This window comes from Cupriavidus nantongensis, from assembly GCF_041726985.1.
In the GTDB taxonomy this organism is placed as follows: domain Bacteria; phylum Pseudomonadota; class Gammaproteobacteria; order Burkholderiales; family Burkholderiaceae; genus Cupriavidus; species Cupriavidus nantongensis_A.
In genome coordinates, this window is record NZ_CP168303.1 from 1,869,239 (window position 1) to 1,893,024 (window position 23,786).

22 protein-coding genes and 1 tRNA gene are annotated in these 23,786 nt (G+C 69.9%); 5 read left to right on the forward strand and 18 right to left on the reverse strand.

The genetic code is table 11. From position 1 onward, the window contains the following. Positions 1 to 16 precede the first annotated feature (16 nt). The gene (locus ACEI37_RS19800; protein ID WP_373377837.1) at positions 17 to 1,288 is read left to right on the forward strand and encodes an MFS transporter; all 1,272 of its coding nucleotides are present in this window, start codon (positions 17 to 19) and stop codon (positions 1,286 to 1,288) included. Between the two features lie 6 nt (positions 1,289 to 1,294). Here ACEI37_RS19800 and ACEI37_RS19805 read toward each other — a convergent pair whose 3' ends face one another. Next, on the reverse strand, positions 1,295 to 2,617 hold the full coding sequence (locus ACEI37_RS19805; RefSeq protein WP_373377838.1) for a HipA domain-containing protein: 1,323 nt from the start codon (positions 2,615 to 2,617) through the stop codon (positions 1,295 to 1,297). Further along, positions 2,610 to 2,921: a helix-turn-helix domain-containing protein gene (locus ACEI37_RS19810; RefSeq protein WP_373377839.1), complete on the reverse strand. Its 312-nt coding sequence runs from the start codon at positions 2,919 to 2,921 to the stop codon at positions 2,610 to 2,612. The genes ACEI37_RS19805 and ACEI37_RS19810 overlap by 8 nt, the downstream gene beginning before the upstream one ends. 291 nt (positions 2,922 to 3,212) lie before the next feature. Between ACEI37_RS19810 and ACEI37_RS19815 the strand changes: the two genes are divergently transcribed. The 3 genes from ACEI37_RS19815 (at position 3,213) to ACEI37_RS19825 (ending at position 5,959) form a co-directional block, all read left to right on the forward strand. After that, complete coding sequence (locus ACEI37_RS19815) at positions 3,213 to 4,211, forward strand: tripartite tricarboxylate transporter substrate binding protein (RefSeq protein WP_373377840.1); 999 nt, start codon at positions 3,213 to 3,215, stop codon at positions 4,209 to 4,211. A 30-nt stretch (positions 4,212 to 4,241) separates the two neighbouring features. Continuing rightward, positions 4,242 to 5,798: a class I adenylate-forming enzyme family protein gene (locus ACEI37_RS19820; protein WP_373377841.1), complete on the forward strand. Its 1,557-nt coding sequence runs from the start codon at positions 4,242 to 4,244 to the stop codon at positions 5,796 to 5,798. Between the two features lie 84 nt (positions 5,799 to 5,882). Beyond that, positions 5,883 to 5,959, forward strand: a tRNA-Val gene (locus ACEI37_RS19825). Between the two features lie 64 nt (positions 5,960 to 6,023). On the opposite strand, the gene ACEI37_RS19830 is transcribed toward ACEI37_RS19825, so the two are convergent. From ACEI37_RS19830 to ACEI37_RS19840, 3 genes are read right to left on the reverse strand one after another with little or no spacing between them, the layout of a single operon-like run. After that, entirely contained in the window at positions 6,024 to 7,175 is a 1,152-nt protein-coding gene (locus ACEI37_RS19830; protein WP_373377842.1) for a CaiB/BaiF CoA transferase family protein, read from the reverse strand. A 13-nt stretch (positions 7,176 to 7,188) separates the two neighbouring features. Continuing rightward, positions 7,189 to 8,202, reverse strand: a complete 1,014-nt coding sequence (locus tag ACEI37_RS19835) for an NADPH:quinone oxidoreductase family protein (protein ID WP_373377843.1) — start codon at positions 8,200 to 8,202, stop codon at positions 7,189 to 7,191. 10 nt (positions 8,203 to 8,212) lie between these two features. Continuing rightward, entirely contained in the window at positions 8,213 to 9,220 is a 1,008-nt protein-coding gene (locus ACEI37_RS19840) for a tripartite tricarboxylate transporter substrate binding protein (protein ID WP_373377844.1), read from the reverse strand. Between the two features lie 184 nt (positions 9,221 to 9,404). On the opposite strand from ACEI37_RS19840, the gene ACEI37_RS19845 reads away from it, so the two are divergent. Then, on the forward strand, positions 9,405 to 10,304 hold the full coding sequence (locus ACEI37_RS19845) for a LysR family transcriptional regulator (RefSeq protein WP_373377845.1): 900 nt from the start codon (positions 9,405 to 9,407) through the stop codon (positions 10,302 to 10,304). A gap of 13 nt (positions 10,305 to 10,317) precedes the next feature. Here the strand turns inward: ACEI37_RS19845 and ACEI37_RS19850 are convergent, their stop codons facing one another. From ACEI37_RS19850 to gsiB, 13 genes are all read right to left on the reverse strand, one after another. After that, entirely contained in the window at positions 10,318 to 11,280 is a 963-nt protein-coding gene (locus ACEI37_RS19850; protein WP_373377846.1) for a phosphatidate cytidylyltransferase, read from the reverse strand. After that, positions 11,277 to 11,903 (reverse strand): lysophospholipid acyltransferase family protein, encoded by a 627-nt coding sequence (locus ACEI37_RS19855; RefSeq protein WP_373377847.1) that lies wholly within the window; start codon positions 11,901 to 11,903, stop codon positions 11,277 to 11,279. The genes ACEI37_RS19850 and ACEI37_RS19855 overlap by 4 nt, the downstream gene beginning before the upstream one ends. A gap of 6 nt (positions 11,904 to 11,909) precedes the next feature. Beyond that, complete coding sequence (locus ACEI37_RS19860) at positions 11,910 to 12,353, reverse strand: hypothetical protein (RefSeq protein ID WP_373377848.1); 444 nt, start codon at positions 12,351 to 12,353, stop codon at positions 11,910 to 11,912. Continuing rightward, positions 12,343 to 13,719: a phosphatase PAP2/dual specificity phosphatase family protein gene (locus ACEI37_RS19865; protein WP_373377849.1), complete on the reverse strand. Its 1,377-nt coding sequence runs from the start codon at positions 13,717 to 13,719 to the stop codon at positions 12,343 to 12,345. The genes ACEI37_RS19860 and ACEI37_RS19865 overlap by 11 nt, the downstream gene beginning before the upstream one ends. Beyond that, positions 13,716 to 15,476, reverse strand: coding sequence for a bifunctional alpha/beta hydrolase/class I SAM-dependent methyltransferase (locus tag ACEI37_RS19870; protein ID WP_373377850.1), 1,761 nt, complete (start codon positions 15,474 to 15,476; stop codon positions 13,716 to 13,718). The genes ACEI37_RS19865 and ACEI37_RS19870 overlap by 4 nt, the downstream gene beginning before the upstream one ends. A 4-nt stretch (positions 15,477 to 15,480) precedes the next feature. Further along, positions 15,481 to 16,107 (reverse strand): CDP-alcohol phosphatidyltransferase family protein, encoded by a 627-nt coding sequence (locus tag ACEI37_RS19875; protein ID WP_373377851.1) that lies wholly within the window; start codon positions 16,105 to 16,107, stop codon positions 15,481 to 15,483. Positions 16,108 to 16,297: 190 nt separating this feature from the next. Continuing rightward, positions 16,298 to 17,368, reverse strand: a complete 1,071-nt coding sequence (locus ACEI37_RS19880) for a M14 family metallopeptidase (protein ID WP_373377852.1) — start codon at positions 17,366 to 17,368, stop codon at positions 16,298 to 16,300. A 63-nt stretch (positions 17,369 to 17,431) separates the two neighbouring features. Continuing rightward, complete coding sequence (locus tag ACEI37_RS19885) at positions 17,432 to 18,196, reverse strand: hypothetical protein (protein ID WP_373377853.1); 765 nt, start codon at positions 18,194 to 18,196, stop codon at positions 17,432 to 17,434. Between the two features lie 84 nt (positions 18,197 to 18,280). Further along, positions 18,281 to 19,099, reverse strand: coding sequence for a M55 family metallopeptidase (locus ACEI37_RS19890; protein ID WP_373377854.1), 819 nt, complete (start codon positions 19,097 to 19,099; stop codon positions 18,281 to 18,283). Continuing rightward, complete coding sequence (locus ACEI37_RS19895) at positions 19,099 to 20,145, reverse strand: P1 family peptidase (RefSeq protein WP_373377855.1); 1,047 nt, start codon at positions 20,143 to 20,145, stop codon at positions 19,099 to 19,101. The genes ACEI37_RS19890 and ACEI37_RS19895 overlap by 1 nt, the downstream gene beginning before the upstream one ends. Positions 20,146 to 20,147: 2 nt before the next feature. Then, positions 20,148 to 21,062 carry a glutathione ABC transporter permease GsiD gene (gsiD, locus tag ACEI37_RS19900; RefSeq protein WP_373377856.1) on the reverse strand — a complete coding sequence of 305 codons (915 nt, stop codon included), beginning with the start codon at positions 21,060 to 21,062 and terminating at the stop codon, positions 20,148 to 20,150. Positions 21,063 to 21,069: 7 nt separating this feature from the next. Further along, positions 21,070 to 21,990: a glutathione ABC transporter permease GsiC gene (gsiC, locus tag ACEI37_RS19905; protein ID WP_373377857.1), complete on the reverse strand. Its 921-nt coding sequence runs from the start codon at positions 21,988 to 21,990 to the stop codon at positions 21,070 to 21,072. A gap of 238 nt (positions 21,991 to 22,228) precedes the next feature. After that, positions 22,229 to 23,785, reverse strand: coding sequence for a glutathione ABC transporter substrate-binding protein GsiB (gene gsiB / locus ACEI37_RS19910; protein WP_062800205.1), 1,557 nt, complete (start codon positions 23,783 to 23,785; stop codon positions 22,229 to 22,231). Position 23,786 lies beyond the last annotated feature (1 nt).

Here is a 23,786-nt window from a genome sequence, read left to right on the forward strand (position 1 = left end):
CAGCGCCACTGACGCCGTGACCCCCAGCAATATCCCCCCTCCCGGATCGCCTCCCGGCGCGCGCGCCCTCCCTGCGCCCAGCTCCGCCACATATGCCGTGCGCGGCATCGCCATCCTGACCTTTGCCTTCGCGCTCAGCCAGTTCTTCCGCTCGTGCCTGGCGGTGATGGCGCCCGAGCTGCAGCACGACTTCGGCCTGTCGCCGGCGGGCTTCGGCGCGCTGTCGTCTTCGTTCTTCCTGGCCTTTGCCGTGGCGCAGATCCCGGTGGGCATCGCCTTCGACCGCTATGGCGTGGGTCGTCCGACCGCGCTGCTGCTGGCGGTGGGCGCGCTGTCGTCGATCCTGTTCGTGCTGGCGCCCAACGGCGCCGCGGCCACGCTGGCGCAGGTGGGCCTGGGGCTGGCGTGCGCGCCGGTGTTCATGGGGCTGCTGCATTTCGCCTCGGAGCAGCTGTCCGAGCGCGACTACACCCGCGTGGTCAGCCGCTCCAACGCGACCGGCATGGTCGGCTCGCTGTGCGCGACCGCGCCGCTGGGCTGGGCCATTTCGCTGGTGGGTTGGCGGCCGTCGATGGCGGTGTCGGCGCTGGGCATGGTGGCGGCCTGCTATGGCGTGTGGCGCTGCGTGCGCGACCAGGGCCATGCCGAGGCCCGCAGCGCGTCGTGGCCGGCGATGCTGTCGGGAAGCCTGCAGCTGCTGAAGCTGGCACCGCTGTGGACGCTGATCCCGCTGTGCGTGGCGATGGCCGCCGGCACCGCCTTCCGCAATGCGTGGAGCGGGCCCTACCTGGCCGACGTATTCAGCCTGGGCTCGGCGCCGCGCGGCGTGGCGCTGACGCTGCTGAGCCTGGCCGGCTTCCTGACCGCCTTTGTGCTGCCGGTGCTGGTGCGGCGCGGCACACTCAAGGCGACCATCGCCGGCTGGTCGTGCTTTGCCATGGCCGGGGGCGTGCTGCTGTCGCTGTGGCCGGACCGCGGCATCGGCTATGGGGTGGCGATGATGGCGCTGCTGTCGACCATCGGCATGCTGCATCCGCTGGTGATGGCGCAGGGCCGCGGGCTGATCCCGCCGTCGCAGCGCGGGCGCGGGCTGGGGCTGCTCAATACCTTCGTGTTCCTGGGTTCGGCACTGACCTCATGGGCCTTCGGTCTGATCGCCAATGCCGGCCATGTGCGCGGCTGGCCGCTGCCGTCCACCTATGCGGCCATCTTCCTGTCGGCAGCGCTGCTGATCGCCGTCGCGCTGGTGCCGTACTGGTTCAGCCCGGCGCACCCGGCCAGCCAGTAGGCGGATTCAGCCGCGGGACAGCGTGCGCACCATGTCGGCAATGATGGTGAAGCGAATCACGCGCAGGCAGGCCAGTTCCCCGGCAAACCCGCCGGCCTCCGCCGGCTGCTCGCGCGCCAGCGCGCCGTTCTGCTTCGCAGCCAGTTCATACAGCGCCTGTGCCGCCGGCACGATGCCGCGCAGCATCGCATCCAGCCGGCGTTCGGCGGTAGCTCGGTTCAGGCCCAGCACGCTCCCCGCTTCCAATACCAGCGCGCGCGAGAAATCGCTGTAGAACTCGACCCCCAGCACCGGCCACGCAAAGCGGTGTGCCTGCGGCCAGCCGGTCTTGTCATAGGTACGGGTGGCGTAGGCTGCCTCGCTGACAAGGTCATAGAACGGCGCCAGCGCGATGCCGGCATTGGATACCAGGAAGCTCAGGTTCTTCAGGTGCGCGTCGGAGTTGCCCACCAGGATATTGAACACCAGCCAGTCGAACAGCCGCGCCCGTGCCACCGCGGGCGCGCGGCACAGCGTTGCCAGTTCGGCCAGCCGGCCGACGCTGCCCTGGTCGTACTTGAAGGTGCGCGGCAGGTTCAGCAACTGGCAGGCGTCGATCGCATGCAACCGCTGCCACTGGCCTGGCGACGCCAGGCGGCGGTCGAAACGGTCGACCAGGTACACCGGGGCCGGCACATAGCGCCGGTGTACCGGCGGCACGTCAAGCTTCAGCCGCGCGGCGAGCGACATCACGAACCACTCGTTGATGACTGAATGCGGATAGGTCTCCCGGATCTGATGGGTCGGCTTCAGGATATGCGTCGACGGCGTGTCCGCGCCGGGCTCGAACAGCGCGCCGTCCTGCAGCACAACAGCCAGCTTGTGCTGCGCGCCGGCGAGCGACATGCGCTTGAGCGCGCCATGCGTAAGCGGCATGCCGGGCAAGCTGCGGATGCGGGCATCGAGCGCGGCATCGCTCAGGGGCCGCAGGGCCGGCGCGCCGGCCGGCGCGCGCCCGGGAGGCAGCAGCGTCAGCGAGCCGGCCGACTCGGCCCCGTAGTGCTCCAGCAAGGCAAAGGCATCGGCTTCGTTGCGGATGCTGGCATCGCGCGCCATCAGTGCGCGCTGGCCGTCTTCGGGCAGCAGGTTGTCGAAATACCATTGCACTGGCCGCAGCGTGCTGCCATCGGCCAGTGCCTCAGTACGCAACGCCAGCGCCGGGCTCAGCGCGAAAGCGTGCGGATTGGCGAGCCAGGCCGCGTCATAGCGGAATGACCAGAGGTCGGCGGCTTCCTGCAGCTCGCCCACGGGCGTGCCGTTGATGCTGGCCACCAGCACGCGCTCAGCCATGCTGGTCGGCACCCCTGGCATTGCGCCGGTTGCGGCTGCGAGCCTGGCGCTGCCTGAGCTTGGCGAGTTCGGCTTCCACCAGCGGTGCCGCGGCCTCCGGCAGGTCGACGGTCACGCGCAGGCCAAGGCCTTGCAGCACCTGGAACAGCTTGCCCCACTGGATGCCTTCGGCACCGTTCTCGACCCGGACCATAAAGTTTTCGCTGACACCGATGGCCCCGGCGGCGTCGTCCTGGCGCATGCCGTCTGCCTTGCGCGCCGCGCGCACGGCCGCGCCGATATCGCCGGGTCGGGTAAGAATCATGAAAAAATCTCCTTGATTGCAAAGACTCTAGGCGTCAAGGGCGTGAAAATCAAGGAATCTCCCCAATCGCAAAGATTTTGAGCCCGTGACGCCAACCGGCAAAGAATTCTCCCCGAGCGTAAAGATTTTTGTGGAGAGCCCCTATCGCTTCGCGGCCAAAAAGCCTGACTTATCGATTTAAGAATTCCGCTGCCGGGTTCGCGCCTTTACCGTTTGTGACACTGCGTCCCAGCCGCGTCCGGCTGAAGGACCCCCGGCCGCACCCGCTGCCGCAAAACAAGGAGACAACCGATGGCATCCACTCCGCGCCCCGTCCGGGGCCGCCGCGCATGGCTGGCGGCCATGCTGGCCACCGCAGCCGCAGCCACCCTGCCGGCCGGCGCCGTCGCCGAGACCTGGCCGGCGCGTCCGATCCAGCTGCTGATCCCCTACCCGCCCGGGGGCAGCGCCGACCTGCTGGCGCGCCCCGTCGCCGCGAAGCTGCAGGAGCGCCTGGGCCAGCCGGTGGTGCTCGAGTACCGCCCGGGCGCCGGTGGCACCATCGCCAGCCAGGCGCTGGCCCGCGCCAAACCCGACGGCTACACGCTGATCATGGTGCTGGCCGCGCATGCCATCAACACCAGCCTGTATCCCCGGCTGCCCTACGACACCCGCAAGGATTTCGCGCCGGTTTCGCTGGTGGCCAACCTGCCGATGATCCTCGCGGGCAGCCCGTCGCTGCAGGCCACCAACGTGAAGGAGCTGATCGCCGAGGCCAAGGCCGCGCCCGGCAAGCTGACCTTTGCCTCGGCGGGCAATGGCAATACCGGCCACCTGGCCGGCGAGTTGTTCGATTCGGTGGCGGGCATCAAGATGACCCATGTGCCGTACAAGGGCAGCGCCCAGGTGGTGACAGCGATGCTGTCCGGCGAAGTCCAGCTGACCTTCGACAGCATCTCGACCACGTTGCCGCACGTGAAGAGCGGCAAGCTGCGCGCGCTCGCGGTCACCGGCAGCCAGCGCGCCGCCGTCGCCCCCGAAGTGCCGACGCTGGCCGAGGCCGGCGTGCCCGGCATCAGCATTACCGGCTGGTACGCGATGCTGGCGCCGGCCGGCACGCCGCAGCCCGTGATCGAGCGGCTCAGCACCGAGATTGCCACCGTGCTGCGCCAGCCGGAGCTGAAGGCGACGCTGGCGGCCAACGGCTATGAACCGGTGGGCTCGACGCCCGCCGCGCTGCGCACCCATATCGACGCCGAGATCAACCGCTGGAGCAAGGTGGTGAAGGACTCCGGCGCGCAGATCCAATAAGGCTTGCCGCACCCACCAACACTGTCCGACATGACCCAACCGACACCGACTCCGCTCCAACGCCCCTTCACCACCATGTCCGTGCTCGTGCGCGAGCACGCCGCGCAGCGCCCGGCGCAACGCGCGCTGATGCACGGCGAGCGCGTGCTCGACTACGCCGGGCTCGACGCCGCGATGGACCGCATTGCCGCGGCGCTGGCGCGCGACGGCGTGCGGCCCGGCGAAGCCATCGCCATCTGCGCCGCGTCGTCGATCGAATACGCCGCGGTCTACCTGGGCGCGGTGCGCGCCGGCGTGGTGGTGGCGCCGCTGGCGCCGTCGTCCACGCCGGACAGCCTGGCGGGCATGATTGCCGACGCGGGCGCGCGCGTCCTGTTCACCGACGCCAGCGTCGCCGACGTGATCGAGCCGGTGCGCGCCAAACTGGCCGACACGCCTATGGTTGCGCTGGACGGCAGCGACGCGGGCGTGCCGTACGCGGACTGGCTGGCGCCCGCCGGCACGCCGGTGACGGAACCGGACATCCGCCCTGAGCTGCCGCTCAACATCATCTATTCATCCGGCACCACCGGCACGCCCAAGGGCATCGTGCAATCGCACGGCATGCGCTGGGCCCATGTGTCGCGCGGCGCCGCGACAGGCTATGGGCCCCATGCGGTCACGCTGCTGTCGACACCGCTGTACTCCAACACCACGCTGGCCAGCTTCTTTCCCACTATCGGGCTGGGCGGCACGGCCATCCTGATGGCGAAGTTCGATGCGGGTCAGTACCTTGCGCTGGCGCAGCGGCATCGCGTCACGCACACCATGCTGGTGCCGGTGCAGTACCAGCGCCTGCTGGCGCATCCGGAGTTCGGGCGCCATGACCTGTCGTCGTTCCAGCACAAGTTCTGCACCAGCGCACCCTTCAGCCCGGCGCTGAAGGCCGAGGTCCTGCGGCGCTGGCCCGGCGCGCTGACCGAGCTCTACGGCATGACCGAAGGCGGCGGCGGCTGCCTGCTGTTCGCCGACCAGTTCCCGCACAAGCTGCACACCGTCGGCCGCCCCGCCACCGGTGCCGAGGTGCGCATCATCGACGAGGATGGCCGCGAGCTGCCACCTGGCAGCACCGGCGAAGTGGTGGGCCGCTCGGCGGCGATGATGAACGGCTACCACAACCAGCCCGAGAAGACCGCCGAGACCGAATGGCATGACGCGCAGGGCCAGCGCTTTATCCGCACCGGCGATATCGGCCGCTTCGACGAAGACGGTTTCCTGGTGCTGCTGGACCGCAAGAAGGACATGATCATCTCGGGCGGCTTCAACATCTACCCGAGCGACCTCGAGGCGGTGGTGGGCGAGCACCCGGCGGTGTCCGAAGTCTCGGTGGTCGGCGTGCCGTCGGAGCGCTGGGGCGAGACGCCGGTGGCCTTTGTCGCGCTGCGTGCAGACGGCGGCGCCAGCGCGCAGCAGGTGCTGGCATGGGCCAACGAGCGGCTGGGCAAGACCCAGCGGCTGGCCGCGATCCACGAGGTGGAGAGCCTGCCGCGCAGCGCCATCGGCAAGGTGCTGAAGCGCGAACTGCGCGACCGTATCGCAGCGGCCTGACGCGCCCTGGCAGGCACCTGCGCAAAATGTCGCGCGGGGTGCTTGCGCAATCGTAAAGGGCTCTCTATAATTCGCGCCTTCGCTAGGCTCGTAGCTCAGCTGGTTAGAGCACCACCTTGACATGGTGGGGGTCGTTGGTTCGAGTCCAATCGAGCCTACCAACGCACAACGGAACACGGACGGTACGCAATCGCGCACCGTCCGTTTTTCTTTTGCGGCTCCGCTTCAGGCGCCGATGCCGAACTCGGCCAGCACTGCCTTGGTATGCTGGCCAAGCGTCGGCGCAGTCCCTGCCGGCCGGTCTCGTCCCGCCATGCCGGGCAGGTTGGCCCACGGTACCTCGCCTATCCCCGCCAGCGGCAACCGGCCAAACACCCCCGCCTGCGCGCACTGCTCGCTTTGCAGCAGATCGCGCGCATCGCCGACGCGCGCGAACAGCACATCGTGCTCGGTCAGCAGCGCCTCCCAGTGCGCCAGCGGCTGCGCGGCCAGCGCCTGCGCCACGCGCCAGCCGAGTTCCGCCGCGCGCGGCAGCCGCCCTGCACTGCTGTGCAGCGTGGTATCGGCAAGCCAGTCATTGAATCCCAGCAGCGCCGCGAGCCGCAGGAACATCGCGTCGTTGAGCATGCTCAGGTACAGCGCGCCATCGGCCGCCTCGAACAGCCCGGTCGGCGCGTTGGCCGCCGCCAGTTCGGCGTCGGGGAACATGGCGTCGTCCACCATCAGGTAGGACTGCAGCGCGGCGCTGGTCTCGAGCAGCGACAGTCGCACATGGCGGCCGCGGCCGCTGCGCGCGGCCTTGTACAACGCCGCCGACGCCTGCTGCGACGCATACAGCCCGGTGGCCAGGTCGACCATGAAGAAGGCGATGCGGCGCGGCTGGCCGGCGGCATCGCGGTTCAGGTGCATCAGCCCGCTGTAGGCCTGCATGGTGGTATCCACCGCGGGCCGGTGCGCCAGCGGCCCGGCATGGCCGTAGCCCGAGATCGAGACATAGACCAGCGCCGGGTTATGCGCGGCCAGGGCTTCGTAGCCGACGCCCATGCGCTCGGCCACGCCCGGGCGGAAGTTCTGGATCACCACGTCGGCGCGCTGCGCCAGCCGGCCGATGGCGGCCCGGCCGTCGGCGCTGCGCGCATCCAGCACCACGCTTTCCTTGCCCGCGTTGCACGCGACCGCGATCGCGGTCTGGCCGGCGCGGATGCGCCCCATCTGCCGTGACCAGTCGCCGCCGGGCGGCTCGACCTTGATCACGCGCGCGCCCTGCTGGCGCAGCATCAGCCCGCAGTACGGGCCGGCGATGCCCTGGCTCAGGTCGAGCACGGTCAGGCCGTCGAACATGGCATCGTCCTCGCGCGCCGTGGTTGCATCGTGCATAAGTTGGCTCCGTTCAGATATCCAGCATGACCTTGCCGATGGCACGGCGCGACATGGTGGTGTCGACCGCGTTGAGCCAGTCGCCCAGCGCAAAGTGCTGCAGCACCGGCGGCGCCAGCCGGCCGCTGGCGGCCGCCTGCATGATCTCGGCGACCATGGCCTGCACCCGCGGCGCAAAGCGCCGGCGCTCGTCGGTCAGGCCCCAGCCGATGTAGTAGCCGTAATTGAAGCCGACCAGCGTCAGGTTCTTCACCAGCAGCAGGTTGGCCGGCACCGACGGGATGCGGCCGCCGGCATAGCCGATCGACAGCAGCCGCGCGCCCGGCGCCGCGCAGCGCAGCGAGGCATCGAAGAGATCGCCGCCGACCGGGTCGAACACCACGTCGGCGCCACCGGCCGGGCACAGCGCCTTGACCGATGCCGCCAGCGTCTCGGCATCGGCTGGCAGCGCATGCGCAGCGCCGTTGGCGAGCGCGGCTTCGCGCTTGGCTGCGGTGCTGGCGGTGGCGATCACGCGCGCGCCCATCAGCTTGCCCACCTGTACCGCCGCCGTGCCGAGCGCGCCGCTGGCGCCGTGGACCAGCATGGTGTCGCCCGGCTGCAGCGCCGCGCGCCACGCCAGCGCGGCCCACACCGTGCCGCAGGTGATGGGCAGCGCAGCGGCGTGCGCGAGGGCGAGCCCGTCCGGCACCGGATAGACCGTGTCCGCGGTCGTCACGACTTCTTCGGCAAAGCCGCCCCAGTCCAGCGCCGCCGCCACGCGCTGCCCCACGTGCAGCCGCGTCACATCCGGCGCGACCTCCAGGATCTCGCCGGCCGCTTCGGTGCCCGGCGTGAATGGCAAAGGCGGCTTGCGCTGGTACTTGCCCGACACGAACAGGCTGAGCGCAAAGCCGACGCCCGCATGCCGCACGCGGATGCGCACCTGCCCCGGCCCGAGCGGCTTGCGTGACAGGCGCTGCAGTTCCAGTTCGCTCCAGTGGCACCAGCGCGAGCAGACCAGTCCCAGATAGTCGTTGTCTTCCATGGTCGATCCCTTACTCCAGCGTGATGCCGACATCGCGGATGATGCGGCTCCATTTGTCGCGGTCGTTCTTCATCACCGTGGCAAAGGCTTCCGGCGTGCTGCCCACCGGCACCAGGTTCAGGTCCTGCATCTTCTTCGCGATCTCCGGCAGGCGCACGATGCGTGCGACCTCGCGCGACAGCGCGTCGACCCGCGCCCTCGGCACCCCGGCCGGGAACAGCAGGCCCATCCACGCATCGGGCTCGAAGCCCTGGTAGCCAGCTTCGCGGAAGGTCGGCACCTTGGGCAGCAGCGCCGAGCGCTCGGCGCCGGCAAGCGCCACCGGCACCAGCTTGCCGCCTTGCAGCAGCGGCATCGCCGTGCCCACGGCAATAAAGCCCAGCTTCACATGCCCCGCCGCCAGGTCGGTGGCGAGCGGCGCGCCGCCCTTGTAGGCAACGTGCTCCATTTGCAGGCCGGCCTCGCGCTTGAGCAGCTCGCCCAGGATATGCCCGGTGGTGCCGGCGCCGTAGGAGCCATACGCGTACTTGCCGGGATTGGCCTTGAGCAGCGCCACCAGCTCCGGCAGCGTGCGCGCGGGAAAGTCCGGCGACACCGCCAGCATGGTGGACGAGATCGCGACCTCGCTGACCGGCGTGAAATCCGCGATCGGGTCATAGCCGATGCCGCGGTACAGGGAAGGGTTCTGCACGTGCGCGGTAAAGGTCAGCAGCGCGGTGTAGCCGTCCCTGGGCGCCCTGGCGACATACTTTGTGCCGGTGGTGGTGCCCGCGCCGGGCTTGTTGTCGACGATCACGGGCTGGCCCCAGCTTTTGGTCAGTTCCTGCCCGATCAGCCGCGCCACGGCGTCGTTGACATTGCCCGCCACCGACGGCACCACGATGGTCAGCGGACGCGACGGATAGGGTTCGGCAGAGGCGGGATCGGCGGCCGCGGCTGCGGCCGGCATCACGGTGGGAACGGCGGCCAGCAATATGGCGGCCATGGCTGCGCGCAGCCATGCGGAACGGTATGGCATCGATGGGTCTCCTGTCTGGCTCCCTTCTGTAGGGCCCGCCGCAGTGTCCACTGCCATGCGGTGCGCGAGGGATGCCACGCAGTCTAGGCCAGCGTCCGGGCCGGCGTGATTCCCGCGCGGCGCGAGCCAAGTCCTGGCAGGCATGGCGCTACAATGGCCCGCACCCCCAGCGCCATCCCGCCCCATGCGATTCGAGGATCTAGAAGCTTTCCTGGTCGTGATCGACCAGGGCAACCTGCACCGCGCCGCCGAGACCCTGGGCATGACCCAGTCGGGCTTGTCCAAGACCCTGGCGCGGCTGGAAGGCGAAGCCGGCATGCCGTTGTTCGAGCGCACCCCGCGCGGCCTGGTGCCGACCGGCGCGGGCCGCACCCTCGCCGCCCATGCGCGCCGGATCTCGCTGGCCGCCGGCGACATGCGCAGCGAACTGGCCGAGCAGCGCGCGGCGCGCGCGGGCACGGTGCGCCTGGGCGCGATCCCCTACCTGCTGCCGTCGCTGCTGTCGCCGCTGCTGGCGCGCTTCTTCCTGAGCCGGCCGCTGGCCACGTTCTCGATCGAGACCCACCTGAGCGCGCGCCTGATGGCGATGCTGCAGAACGGCGAAGCCGACCTGATCCTCGCTGCGCGCCCCGCCAGCGTGCCGGCGGACGTTGCCTGGCTGCCGCTCGGCCCGCTCAGCATGCAGATCGTGTGCCGCAGCGCCCATCCGCGCCGCGACGGCTTTCGCACGCTGGCCGACCTCGCCGGCGAACGCTGGGTGGTGCCGGCCAGTTCGCTGTACCTGCGCCAGTGGCTGGAGGAACGGTTCACCGCGGTCGGGCTGCCACCGCCGCGCGTGGCGGTGGAAAGCACGGCGTCGCCGGTCGCGTTCGGCGAACTGCTGCGGCATTCCGACCTGCTCGGCATCATGCCGCCGCGCATGCTGCGCCAGGCCGAAGGCCAGGGGCTGGCCGCGATCGAGGCCCCCGGCACGTCGTGGCAGCACGAGCTGGCGGTGTTGTGGCGCGCCGACGGCTACCTGTCACCGATCTGCCAGGACTTCCGCGATGCGGTGGTGGCGTGGTGCGCGGAGATGGCGTTGTGAGGCCCCATGCGGCTCAGGGCACCCACCAGTAGCGCGTGATGTGGAAGAACACCGGCGCGGCGAACACCACCGAGTCGAGCCGGTCGAGCATGCCGCCGTGGCCCTGGATCATGTGGCCCCAGTCCTTGATGCCGCGGTCGCGCTTGATCGCCGACATCACCAGGCCGCCGAGGAAGCCCATCAGCGCGATCACCAGCGCGATCGCGCCGGCCTGCCATGGCGAGAACGGCGTGATCCACCACAGCGCCGCGCCCAGCGCGGTGGCGCTGGCAACCCCGCCGACAAAGCCCTCGACGGTCTTCGACGGCGACAGCAGCGGCGCGATCTTGCGCTTGCCGCACAGCTTGCCCCACACATACTGCAGCACGTCGCTGCCCTGCACCACGATCACCAGGAAGGCGATCAGCAGCAGGTTGCGCCCGTCGAAGCCCGGGATCGGCAGCGTCAGCAGCGCCGGCACGTGCGAAATGCAGAACACGCACACCATCACCGCCCACTGCACCCCGGCGCAGCGCTCCAGGAAGCGCGTGGTCTCGGACGACAGTGCCGCCAGGATCGGCAGCACCAGGAAGGCATAGACCGGGATCAGGATCGAGAACATGCCGTACCAGCCGATATAAACCAGCACGTACTGCAGCGGCAGGAACACGAAGAACGCGGCGACGATGGCGCGATGGTCGCCGCGCCGCGTGGTGGTGATGGTGACGAACTCGCGCAGCGCGAAGAACGACAGCAGGTAGAACAGCACGATCACCGCGGTGCGCCCCAGCGCAAAGGCCACGCCCATGATGCCGATCATCCACCACCAGGCCGACACACGCTGCCCCAGGTTGTCGATCACCGCGTGCTGGCCGCCGCCCGCGACGCGCCAGCGCAGCAGCGCGGTCACGGTGGAAGCGAGCAGCAGCACGCCAAACAGGCCGCCGAACAGCAGCCAGGTCTCGCGGCTCCAATGCAGGGTGGGCATGGCGTTCATTCCAGTTCCGGGGCAAGTGCGAGCAGGCCCTCGCGGCAGCGCGCGAGGAAGGCTTCCTTGCTTTCGTCGTCAGCAAGCAGCACCGGCTGGCCGAAGGTCACGGTGCACAGCAGCGGCACCGGCACGACTTCGCCCTTGGGCATCACGCGGTTCAGGTTGTCGATCCACACCGGCACGAACTCGACCGCGGGACAGGTCCGCGCCAGGTGGTAGATGCCGCTCTTGAACGGCAGCAGGCGCGCGTCGGTGGTGTTGCGCGTGCCTTCGGGAAACAGGATCAGCGAATCGCCCGCCGCCAGCCCGGCCTGCATCAGCGCTACCGGGTCGCTGCCGGGCTCGCTGCGGGTGCGGTCGATCAGCAGCGCGCGGAACACGTCGCGGCCGATAAAGCGGCGCAGCGGCGATTTCTGCCAGTAGTCGGCGCCCGCCACCGGCCGCGTCACCGTGCGCAGGTCGGGCGGCAGGCAGCCCCAGATCAGCACGAAATCGCCGTGGCTGCTGTGGTTGGCAAAGTAGACGCGCTGCACCGCGGCCGGGATGCACCCCTGCCAGTTGGCGCGCATGCCGGTCAGCAGCCGGGCGAAGACGATAATGGCGCGCGCGGTGGCGCGGGCAAGCCACATGGTTGGTTACCTCAGGATCAGCGATAGCAAGGCCAGCAGCAGCTGGCACACGGTCAGCACCGCGCTGGCGCGCACCAGGCGCAGCGCGCCGCGGGCGCGCTCCGGCAACGGGCGTGGGGCGCCCGCGGCGGGCATCCAGCCCAGTTCGAGCAGCGCCGCATCGAGCCTGGCCAGCTCTGGCTGCTCCGGCGCGCAGGCCGCAAGCGCACCGAACAGGCGCTGGTCGATCGCGACGCGCAGCAGCAACCACAGCTGGGGCAGCGCCAGCAGCAACGCCAGCGCCGCCGGCCAGCGCGACATCGCGGTGCCCGCGCCCAGCCAGGCCGCCAGCATGGCGAACGCCAGGCCGGCCGCGCCGATCCATGCGGCACCCGCCAGCGCGCCCGTCACCGCATGCGCGATCCAGGCATCGGTGCCTTGCACGACATCAGCGTCCCGGTCAGCGGCCATCGCCAGGCTCCCGGGTAGCGGCACCATCCAGCCAACGCTGCAGCGCTTCGGCATGTTCGGGCCCGAGCACCACCGCGGGCCGATGCTGGCGCAGCGCTGCCTGCGCGGCACCGGCGTCGCGCAGCCCCTGCTGCCGCGCCAGCCAGGCCGCGGCCACCAGCGCGCTGCGCGAATAGCCGAGCGCGCAGCTGACCAGCACGCGCTGTCCCTGCCGCTGCCAGGCGTCGAGCTGCGCCACTGCCTGCGCGAGCTGCTGCGGCGTCGGCACGGTCAAGTCCAGCAACGGTACGCAGCGATAAGCGAGGCCCGGCCCGCTGGCCGCGCGCGGCAGCTCGGCGCTGAGGTCAAGCACCGCATCCGCGCCGAGCGCGCGCAGTTCGGACGTTGTCGGGTAACGCCCCACCCAGACACCCGCCGCGATCGCGCTGGCCTGCGGCGTGCGCCGCGTCCACCAGCGTGAATTGAGGAAGGCGCCCAGCAGGTAAGGCGCCAGCACCCAGCGCGCGGCCGGCGCCATGGTGCCGTCGCCGTCCTTCTGGAACCACGCCGGCGCCGCCAGCGCGTAGATGCGCGCCACGCAGGCCAGCGCCAGCGCGGCCCACAGCAGCAGGAACGCCAGCGCCACCGAAGCGCCCACCGCCAGCACCGCGCACAGCAGCGCCACCAGCGCGCCCACGCCGTAGCGGCGCGACAGCTGCCGCGTGCGCGCATCAGGCACGCCGGCGGCGGCGGCGGGCAACTGCATCGGCAACAGGTAGACGCACAGCCAGCCCACCAGCGCGCCGGTGGGCACGTCGATCAGGTGATGCTGCCAGGTGGTCAGCACCGAGACCCCGATCAGCGCAAACCACCCATGCAGCAGCCAGCGCCAGCCGCCGCGCAGATGCGCCGCGAAGGCAATCCACAGGATCACCAGCAGGCTGATATGCAGCGACGGCGCCTGGTTGAACGGCAGGTCGAAGCCACCCAGCAGCGTGAACAGCTGGCCCGGCAGGCCGTCGGCAGCGGGCCGCGCAAAGCTGAAGCGCAGCGGGAAGGCGATAAAGCACGCCACCGACACCAGCTGGGCCAGCACCAGCCGCTTGACGTGCGTCAGCAGCGCCGCGCGGGTGCGCCACAGGAAGAACGAGAGGCCGTACAGCAGGTCGATCGACCAGTACGGCACGATGGTCCAGGGCAAAAACGGAATGCCCCGCTCCCATTCGTAGTGGAACGAGGGCACGTCGGCGCGCTGGCTCGCCAGCCAGTTGGCGAAGCCATAGCTGGAAAAGAAAAACGCGCCGGCCAGCGCCAGCAGCAGGCACGCCAGTCCCCACGGCCGCCGCGAGTGAACACCAGCGCCGGCCTGCGTCGGCACCGTGCTCATGCGCCGCGCCTGCGCGCCAGGCTGACGGTGAAGATGCCCCACGGGTCGATGCGCTGCGTGACCTTGTCGAAGCCGGCGGCCCGCACCAGTTCATCCATCTCCGCCTGCGAGCGGCGCCGCATCACCCAGGCAGCGCCGGCGCGATGGCTGGTCAGCGCGCGTGCGATGAACTCCAGCTGCGGATGCCAGGGCTGGCCGGTGTAGACCAGATAGCCGCCCGGCGGCACCGCGCGCGCCAGGCCGTCGAGCGAGCGCCGCACCATGGCGTTGTCGGGGAACAGCTCGTACAGGCCGGACACCACCGCCAGCGTCGGCGCCGGTGCCAGCGCGGCCAGGCTGTCGCCGTCGAAGGCATCGCCCTGCTCGAAGCGGGCCACGCCCTGCAGGCCCTTGGCGGCGATCAGCGCGCGGCCCTGCTCCACGTTCAGCGCGCTGTAGTCGCGCAGCAGGACCGACTCGACCGCGGCCGCACCGCCGTCCAGCGCTTCCAGCACGTAGCGGCCATGGCCGGCGGCGATATCGACCATGCGCACCGGCATGCCGGCCGCGCGCAGGCGCCGCACTGCCTCGGCAATCAGCGCCTCGGCATTGACCTTGCGCTGGCGGATGCCGCGCCAGCCGATCGCGTCCAGGTATTGCCGGTCGGCCAGCCGGCCCAGCGCGCCGCGCCCGGACGGCGTGTTGCGGTAAACGTAGTCGAGGGTCGAACCCGAGTCGAAGCCGGTCTGATGGCCCAGCCGCACCCCGTCCGACAGCATCCCGCCCAGCTGCAGGTTGGCCCGCGCCGCGCGCCAGTACCAGGCGGCCAGCGGGCCCGGCGCCGACGCCAGCCGGTCCGCCTCCTCGCGGAACGGGCCGACCTGGTCGGCGTCGAGCAGCGAGCGCGGCGCCGACGGCGTGTCGAATTCGCGCAGGATAAAGCGGCGCGCGGCATCGACCGCCGGCTTGCGGTCGCGCTCGCCGAGGGTATCGTGGTAGAAGCCGTCCAGCACGATGCGCTCCTTGGTGCGCGCGCCCAGGCGTTCGTAGAAGCGGTCCTGCGGTCCGCGGTGCACGACCCAGTCGGCGCCGGAGATCAGCAGCTGCGTCGGCACCGTGATCGCGGCGGCATCGGCGACGATGCGCTCGGCGGTCTGGTACAGGTCGAGCAGGATATTGACCGCGATCGGGCGCGTGATCAGCGGATCGCTGTCGTAGCTGGCAATGCGCTCGGGATCGTGGGTCAGGAATTTTGCCTTGACGTAGCTGTTGACGAAGAACTTGCCGCGCAAGCGCTGCATCAGCTTCAGCCCCGGCCGCGCGAGCGGCACGTAAAGCTTGACCTTGAATGCCGGCGACGCCAGCACCAGCGCGCGGATCGGCGGCGCGTAGTCATGCACCCAGGTCGCGGCCAGCACCGCGCCCACGCTCTGCGCGACCACCGCGGTGCGTTCCAGCGGGATGCCGTGGACTTCGGCGATATGGTCGGTGAAGGTCTGGATGTCGCGCACCGAATCGGCCAGGCTGGGGCTGTAGCCGCGCTCGCCGGGCGAGTTGCCATGGCCGCGCGCATCCCAGGCGAAGATGTCGTAGCCAGGCAGGTTGAGCTCGTCGGCGAGGTGGGCGACCCGGCCGGAATGCTCGTGGCCGCGGTGGAACAGCACCACGGCGCCGCGCGCCGGCCCTTCCACCGCGGGCCAGTGGCGGTAGAACAGCGCCTGGCCGTCGTGGGTCTCGAATTGCCGCTGCAGCGGCTGGCGGGAAGACGGTCGGTCCATCGCGCTACTCCGCAAGGCGGGACTGGGCCTCGGCAATGCCGCGGCGCACCCGGTTGGCCATCGTGAACAGCGACAACAGCGACAGCAGCAGCCACAGCCAGCTGGCGGCCGCGCCGAAGCCCAGCCCCAGGCCGGCCCACAGCGCGATCGCGCCGACCGCGAAGGCGCGGTCGCTCTTGCCCAGCGGGCCGTCGTAGCGCCGGCTGGCACCGGCCAGCGGCCCGATCAGTCCGGCCGCCTCGACCAGCAGCGCCAGCAGCGCAAAGGTACCGACCTGCCCCAGGCTGAAATCGGGCAGCGCGGCCAGCGGCAGGATCAGCGCCAGGTCCGACACCATGTCGCCGAGCTCGTTCAGGTAGGCGCCCAGCACGCTCTGCTGGCCATGCTCGCGCGCCAGCATGCCGTCGATGGCATTGAGCGCCATGCGCGCGAACAACCACAGCGGAAACAGCAGGAACAGCGCCGGGGTCTCGGCCACCTGCATGCCCAGCGTGGCCAGCACGCCGACCGCGAGCGATCCGGCGGCCGCGGCCAGCGTGACCTGGTTGGCGGTCACGCCGCGCTGCGCCAGGTCTTGCACCACGGGGCGCAGCCAGGCCTGGAACCTGGGTTTCAGTTCGTAGAGCGTCATCGCGCCGGCCTCCCTGCCGAGCTGATGCCGGAAGCGCGCGCGGCGGCCGCTTCCGTCTTGTTCTTGGTGTTGGTCTGGCTCTGGCCCGGCCGCGGCACCCCGGCCCGGGCATGGCGGCAGTGCCTGGCTCGGCACTCTACCGCCAAGCCCGGACAATACCAGATGACGCCTGCGGCCTGAACCCCGCTCGCTAGGCCGATGCGATGGTGCTGCGCACGGCGTCGCTCACCTGCGCCACCACGCCGTCGCGCCAGTCGTCGGCATCGCCGTAGAAGGCGCGCCACATCGCCTGGCGCACCAGCGCGCGCTGGTTCTCGTCGGCCTCGGGATGCCGGTGCAGCCAGTGGTCGCCGCGCAGGGCGTCGAGCACCTCGCCCACCGGCAGCGTGCCGAACTCGAGCGCGATGCCGGCGTAGTCCAGCGCCGGCAGCGTCTGCGGCACGGCGTGCCAGGCCAGCCCGGTCAGGTTGGCCGAGGTCGACGAGCCATCGTAGATCGAGGTCACGCGCTCGCCCCAGATCGCGCGCGTGCGCGTGATCGACTCGGGCGTGTCCGGGCCCATGTGGATGGGCTCGCCGTAGCCCCACGGGCCCAGGCCGGTATGGATGTCGATCCAGCGCAGCGCCGCGCGGCCGGCGCCGAAGCGCGCCAGAATGCGGCACAGCGTGTAGTTGCTCCAGGTGGCCTTGTCGCCGCCGTAGAACATGCCGTCCGGATCCTGGTACTGGCCGCTGCTGACCGCGGCCTGGTACCACGCCATGCCGCGCTCGGCGACCGTCTTCATCAGCCGCGCCTGGTCGGCCTCCGACGGCGGCCATTGCGCCGGCAGCAGCAGCGGCGCGATTTCGGCATAGGCGGCGTTATGCGGCAGCGGCTGCGAGAAATCCATGAAGTTGCGGTTCAGGTCGACGTTGTCCTCGTTGACCCGGCGCAGGTGCGAGAAGCCGTAGGGATTGACCGCGTGCACCAGCAGCAGGCAGGCATCGGCGGCGGCGCAATCGGCAAGCAGCGCGGCGTCGTGCAGCAGCGCCGTTTGCGCCCCGGAGCCGGCAAAGCCTTCGGCACCGTGCGTGCCGGAGGTCACCATGATGCAGCGCCGGGCCTCGGGCGCGCCGGCCAGCGCGACGTCGATCGCCAGGTCTTCGCCGGCGCTGCCGCGCTTGGTGGGATGCGGAAATTGCGCCAGCGCGGCGCCCGCGGCGCGGGCGGCGTCGAGGAAGGTCTGGCGCGCTTCGGCGTAGCTGCGAGAAAAATGGCTCATGGCGTCACCCGCGGATGCGATGCAGGCATTAGACGCCAATTCGGCGGGTCTCGCCAGTCGCGGCTAGAACAGCGAACCGGACTGGAATCTGCCCGTCGCGGGGGGCGGCTCGGCCTCGGGCCCCCAGATGCCGGACGAGGTGAACGCCTGCGGATGCATCGCGATCCCCGCCGCGGCCAGTTGCCCCGCGGTCAGCACCAGGTGCCGCGCCAGCCAGTCATGCAGGCTGCGCAGGAAGCGGATGTTGTCGACGCTGGTCGACGCCGCGATCAGCCGTTCCAGCTTCACATGCGCGGTATAGACGTCGAGCAGGTTGGTCGCGCGCAGCCGCGGCGGCGTGGACGGGCTGCGCTCGATCGCCAGGATGCGGCGCACCTGCGCCGGGGCGATGTCGCCGCTGCGATGGTATTGCGTATAGACGTCCTCCAGCGCCGGGAAGCGCACGGTCGGCTGCACGCGCGGCACCGCCGCCACCTTCTCCATGCGCAGCACCAGGTAGCGGATCGCCGCGGCGCGCTCGGCCGCACGTACCTGCGCGGGATCGCGCCGGCGCGTGCCGGACGGCAGCTCCGGCAAGGCCGTGCGCGGCAACACATCGCGTTCGGTGTAGTCGGGCACCTGCCGCAGCAGCGCCGGCTGCGCCAGCGCGGCGCGCGCACAGTCCTCGCCGAACGGGTATTCGTGCCCGGCGGCGTCGCGCAGGATATAAGCCTGGCCTTCCGGAAAGCCGTGATGGCGACGGCTGGCGCCGCGCGCGTGGCAGCGTGTGGCGGGATCGACGAAGTCCTTGCGGACGGGGATCCAGCCGTCGTCGTGTGCCTGGGTCATGCGTTGCGGTAATGCGTGGAAATGGCTAGACCCGCCATTGTCGCCGATCTGCGGGACGGGGCCGGACCGCCACGCTGCGCCAGCCTACTTCAGCATGAACGACATCGCCGACAGGCAGTTCAGCATGCGCACCGCGGCCTGCACCGAATCGGCCTGGAACGACAGCGTCACGCCGTCGCGCCGCTCCAGCGTCGGCCACTGGCAGAACAGGTCGGCATGCGCCGGGGTCTGCGTCTGCAGCGTGCACGCCACCGGCGCGGCGATGCGCAGGCATTGCGCCTGCGCGCGCTCGCGCACCGCGGCCGCTGCCGCCGCGGCAATGGCCGCGCGCGCGGCCGCCGGCGACAGCGACGCGCCGCTGCCAAAGCCGCCCGCGGTCTTGGTCTCGACATAGCGCACCCACGGCATCAGCGCGTGGGTTTCCTGCACGAACACGTCGTCGCCGCTGGCCATCAGCACCGGCGCGCCGAACTCGGCCGCGAGCGCGGCGTACAGCCCGGCCTCGCCCAGTTCCTTGCCGTTGAGCCAGACCCGCGCAAAGGCGCCGCTGTTGATGGTGTGCGCCAGCACGCCGCGGCTTTGGGCGCGGCCGTGGTAGCCGATCATCAGCACGCCGTCGACGCCGGCCTCGACCCCCGCCATCATGCCCAGGTAGCGCGGCTTGCCTAGCACCACCCGCGCGCGCGGGTCGAGCTGGTCGGGCAGCAGGTTGCGGAAGCCGCCGTGCGAATCGTTGACCAGCACTTCGGCCGCGCCGCCGGCAAAGGCGCCCTCGATGGCCGCATTGGCCTCGCCCGTCATCCAGGCGCGGGCGCGTTCGTATTCGCCGTTGCCCGGACGGGTCTGTTCGGGGTGGAACACGCCGGCGACGCCTTCGATATCGGTGGAAACAAGGATCTTCATCAGCAGCTCTGGCGCAGTTCGGGCATCAGGTCAAGCAGCGCGGCGCGGCCGTGGCCGTCGCGGCCCTGCACCGTCACGGCATGCCACAGGGCATGCAGGATGGCCTGCTCGACGCTGTCGGCCGCGGCCCGGAACAGCGGGTCAAGCAGGGTTTCATGCAGCAGCGCGACTGCCGGCATCGGCCGCGCCGCGTCGTCGGGCACGGTGTACGCCGTCGAGAACGCCAGCGCGATATCGCCCGAGCCATGCCCGAACACCGAACCGGTGCGCGCCAGCCCGGCGCCGGCGCGCAGCGACAGCCGGCGCAACTGGCGCGCGTCCAGCGGCGCATCGGTGGCCACGATCATGATGATCGAGCCCTTCTCCGGTTCCGGCGTGCCATCAGGCAGCGCCAGCCGGCGTACCAGTTCGGGGCCAACCAGCCGGCCCGCCACGGTCAGCGATTCCGGCGTGCCGAAATTGGCCAGCACCAGCGCACCGATCCGATGGCCGCCCGCCACGCGCGAAGCCGAGCCGATGCCGCCCTTGACGCCGAACGCCGACATGCCGCGGCCAGCGCCCACCGCACCCTGCGCGACCCCGGCTGCCGCGTCGGCCAGCGCTGCATCGTAGTGCTGCCCGGCGACCGCCATGCGCTGGATATCGTTCAGGTAGCCGTCATTGCATTCGAACACCAGCGGATTGACCGTCGGCAGCGCGCGGCCGATTTCCGGATTGGCCGCCACCGCCGCGCGGATCTGCGCCTGCGCCACGGCACCGACCGCAAAGGTATTGGTCAGCGCCACCGGGGTTTCCAGCACGCCCAGCTCGTCCACCTGCACCAGCCCGACGCTCTTGCCGAAGCCATTGAGCACGGTGGCCGCGGCGGGCACCTTGTCGCGGTACGGATCGCCGCCATGCGGGCGGATCACGGTCACGCCGGTCTGCACGCCGCCTTCGGCCAGCGTGCAGTGGCCGACGGTGACGCCGGCGACGTCGGCAATGCTGTCCAGCGGCCCCGCGGGAAGGCTGCCGACGTGCGGCGCGCCCGAGGTGGAGACATTCATCTTCAGCGCCGGTCGATCTTGGGGTCGAGCGCGTCGCGCAGCCCGTCGCCCAGCAGGTTGAAAGCCAGCACGGTCAGGAAGATTGCCAGGCTGGGGAAGATCGCCACGTGCGGCGCGGTGACCATGTCGGCGCGCGCCTCGTTGAGCATCGCGCCCCATTCCGGCGTGGGCGGCTGCGCGCCCAGGCCCAGGAACGACAGGCTGGCGGCGGTGATGATCGAGGTGCCGATCCGCATCGAGAAATACACCACGATCGACGACACCGTGCCGGGCAGGATATGGCGCATCAGGATGGTCCAGTCCGACGCGCCGATGCTGCGCGCCGCTTCGACATAAGTCAGCCGCTTCAGCATCAGCGTATTGCCGCGCACCAGCCGCGCGAACGCCGGGATGCTGAAGATGGCGACGGCGAAGATCACGTTGGTCATGCCGTTGCCGAGGATGGCGACGATGCCGATCGCCAGCAGGATGCCGGGGAAGGCGAACAGCACGTCGGAGATCCGCATCACGATGCGGTCCCACCAGCCTTCGTAGTAGCCGGCCAGCAGCCCCAGCACGGTGCCGATCACCGCGCCGATGATGACCGACAGGAAGCCCGCCGCCAGCGAGATGCGCGTGCCGGCCAGGATGCGGCTGAAGATATCGCGCCCGAGCGAATCGACGCCCATCCAGTGCGCGGCCGACGGGCCGGCGTTGAGCGCGTCGTAGTCGAAATAGTTCTCGGGGTCGTACGGCACGAGATGCGGCGCCAGGATCGCGACCAGCACCAGCAGCAGCACGAAGGCGCCAGCGCCGAGCGCCAGGTGCTGCTTGCGGAATTTGCGCCAGAACTCGGTCCAGGGCGTGCGCACGGCCTCGGGTGCGGCCGCGGTGGCGGATGCCGCTTGCGTTGCGGCGGGCGTGGAAAGCTCAGTCATGCCGGCCTCACTTGTAGCGGATGGTGGGATTGATCACGGTGTAGAGCATGTCCACCACCAGGTTGATCAGGATGAATTCGAGCGAGAACAGCAGCACCTCGGCCTGGATCACCGGGTAGTCGCGCATCTCGACGGCGTCGACCAGCAGGCGCCCCAGGCCCGGCCAGTTGAACACCTTCTCGACCACGATCGAGCCGCCCAGCAAAAAGCCGAACTGCAGGCCCATCATGGTCACCACCGGGATCATGGCGTTGCGCAGGCCGTGCTTGGCGACCACCAGGGTCTCGCGCACGCCCTTGGCGCGGGCGGTGCGGATAAAATCTTCCTGCAGCACCTCGACGAACGAGGCCCGGGTAAAGCGCGCCATCACCGCCGCCACCGCGGCGCCCAGCGTGACCGACGGCAACACGTAGTGCTTCCAGGAATCGGCGCCGATCGACGGCAGCCAGCCGAGCTGCACCGAGAACACCTCCATCAGCAGCATGCCCAGCGCGAAGGCCGGGAAGGAAATCCCGGAAACCGCCAGCGTCATGCCGAAGCGGTCCGGCCAGCGGTTGCGCCACACCGCCGAGCCGATGCCGATGGCCATGCCGAACACCACCGCCCACGCCATCGACGCCACCGTCAGCAGCAGCGTCGGCATGAAGCGGTCGCCGATCTCCTCGCTGACCGGGCGCTTGGTGCGCAGCGAATGGCCGAACTCGCCGCGCAGCGCGTTCGAGAAGAAATTGACGAACTGCTCGTGCATGGGCCGGTCCAGGCCCAGGTCCTTGCGCACCAGTTCGACCGTGGCCGAGTCAGCCTCCGGACCCGCCGCCAGGCGCGCCGGATCGCCCGGCAGCAGATGGACGAACAGGAACACCAGCACCGCCACGATCAGCAGCGTGGGGATCACGCCCAGCACACGTTTGAGGAAGTAATTCAGCATCACACACCATGAAGAAAGGCCGCGGGCCGCCCGCCTGCGAACCCCGCGTCGCGAGGCAGGCGGCCGTCTGTCGGCTTACTGCTCTACTGCTTGCTGCCAGGTACTGCGATACCCGTGGACTTGTTCGTCGTTCCCGCGCAGGCGGGAACCCAGCGTCTTTCGCTTGTGAACCACCAAAAAAGACACTGGATCCCCGCCTTCGCGGGGATGACGGTCATCCTGGAGCCGTCGCATCGATTTACTGCTTGATGTCGATCTCGTCAAAATTGAACGACCCGTCCGGCATCACATACGCCCCGCTCATGCGCTTGCTGCGTGCGAACAGCACCTTCTCCGTCACCAGGAAGGCCCACGGCGCATCCTTCCAGATGCGTTCCTGCGCATCCTTGTACAGCCGTGCCTTCTCGCCGCGGTCGGTGGTGCGCAGCGCGCCGGCGATATCGGCGTCGACCTGCTCGTTCTTGTAGTAGGCGGTGTTCAGCAGCTTGGGCGGCATCGACTCCGAAGCCAGCAGCGGACGCAGCGCCCAGTCCGATTCACCGGTCGACGACGACCAGCCCACGTAGTAGATGCGCACACCAGCGTCCTCGGGCTTCGGCACGCTCTCGACCTTCTCCACGCGCTGCCCGGCTTCCAGCGCCTGCACCTGCGCCTTGATGCCGACCTGCTGCAGCTGCTGCTGCACGAACTGGATCACCTTCTGCGCGGTGGTGTGGTTGTAGGCCGACCACAGCGTGGTTTCGAAACCGTTGGGGTAGCCGGCTTCCTTCAGCAGCGCGCGCGCCTTGGCCGGGTCATACGGCCAGGGGCCCAGCTTCTCGGCATAGTCGACGCCGTGCGGCACCACGCCCTCGGCAGGCACCGCATAGCCGGCAAAGGCGACCTTGGCCAGCGCCTCCTTGTTGATGGCGTAGTTGATGGCCTGCCGCACCTTGGGGTCGTTGAACGGCTTGACCATGGTGTTCATGGTCAGGTAGCGCTGGATGATCGACGGCGCGGCGATCAGGTCGACCTTGGCGCTGTTCTTCAGCACCGCGGCCTGCTCGAACGGGATGCTGAAGGCAAAGTCCGCCTCGCCGGTCTGCATGATGGCGGCGCGGGTGTTGTTGTCGACCACCGGCTTCCAGGTGATGGTGTCGATCTTCGGATAGCCGGTCTTCCAGTAGCCGGCAAACTTCTTGCCCTTGAGGTGGTCGGGCTGCTTCCATTCGACAAACTCGAACGGGCCGGTGCCCACCGGGTGGAAGGCGATGTCCTTGCCGTACTTCTGCAGCGCCGCCGGCGAGATCATCACCGCCGACGGATGCGCCAGCACGTTGATGAACGGCGAGAACGGCTCCTTCAGCGTGACCTTGACGGTGTTCGCGTCGACCACGTCGGTCTTGGCGACGCGGTTGAACAGCGTGTAGCGCTTGAGCTTGTTGGCCGGGTTGGTGACGCGGTCCAGGTTGGCCTTGACGGCGGCGGCATCAAACGTAGTACCGTCGTGGAACTTGATGCCCTTCTTCAGCTTGATGGTGTAGGTCAGGCCGTCCTTGCTGGCCTCGTAGCTGTCGGCCAGCACGTTGACCAGCTTCATGTCCTTGTCCAGCCCGAACAGGCCCTGGTAGAACGACTTGCTCGCGGCTTGCGACAGCGTGTCGTTCGAGTCGTACGGGTCGAGCGTGGTGAAAGTCGAATACACCGCCATCACGGCGTCCTTGGCGGCGAAGGCCGGTGCGGCGGCCAGCATGCCGAGGGCGCCGGCGGCAAAGGCGCCGGCCATCCATCGGGGCGAAACCATACGTGCAGACATC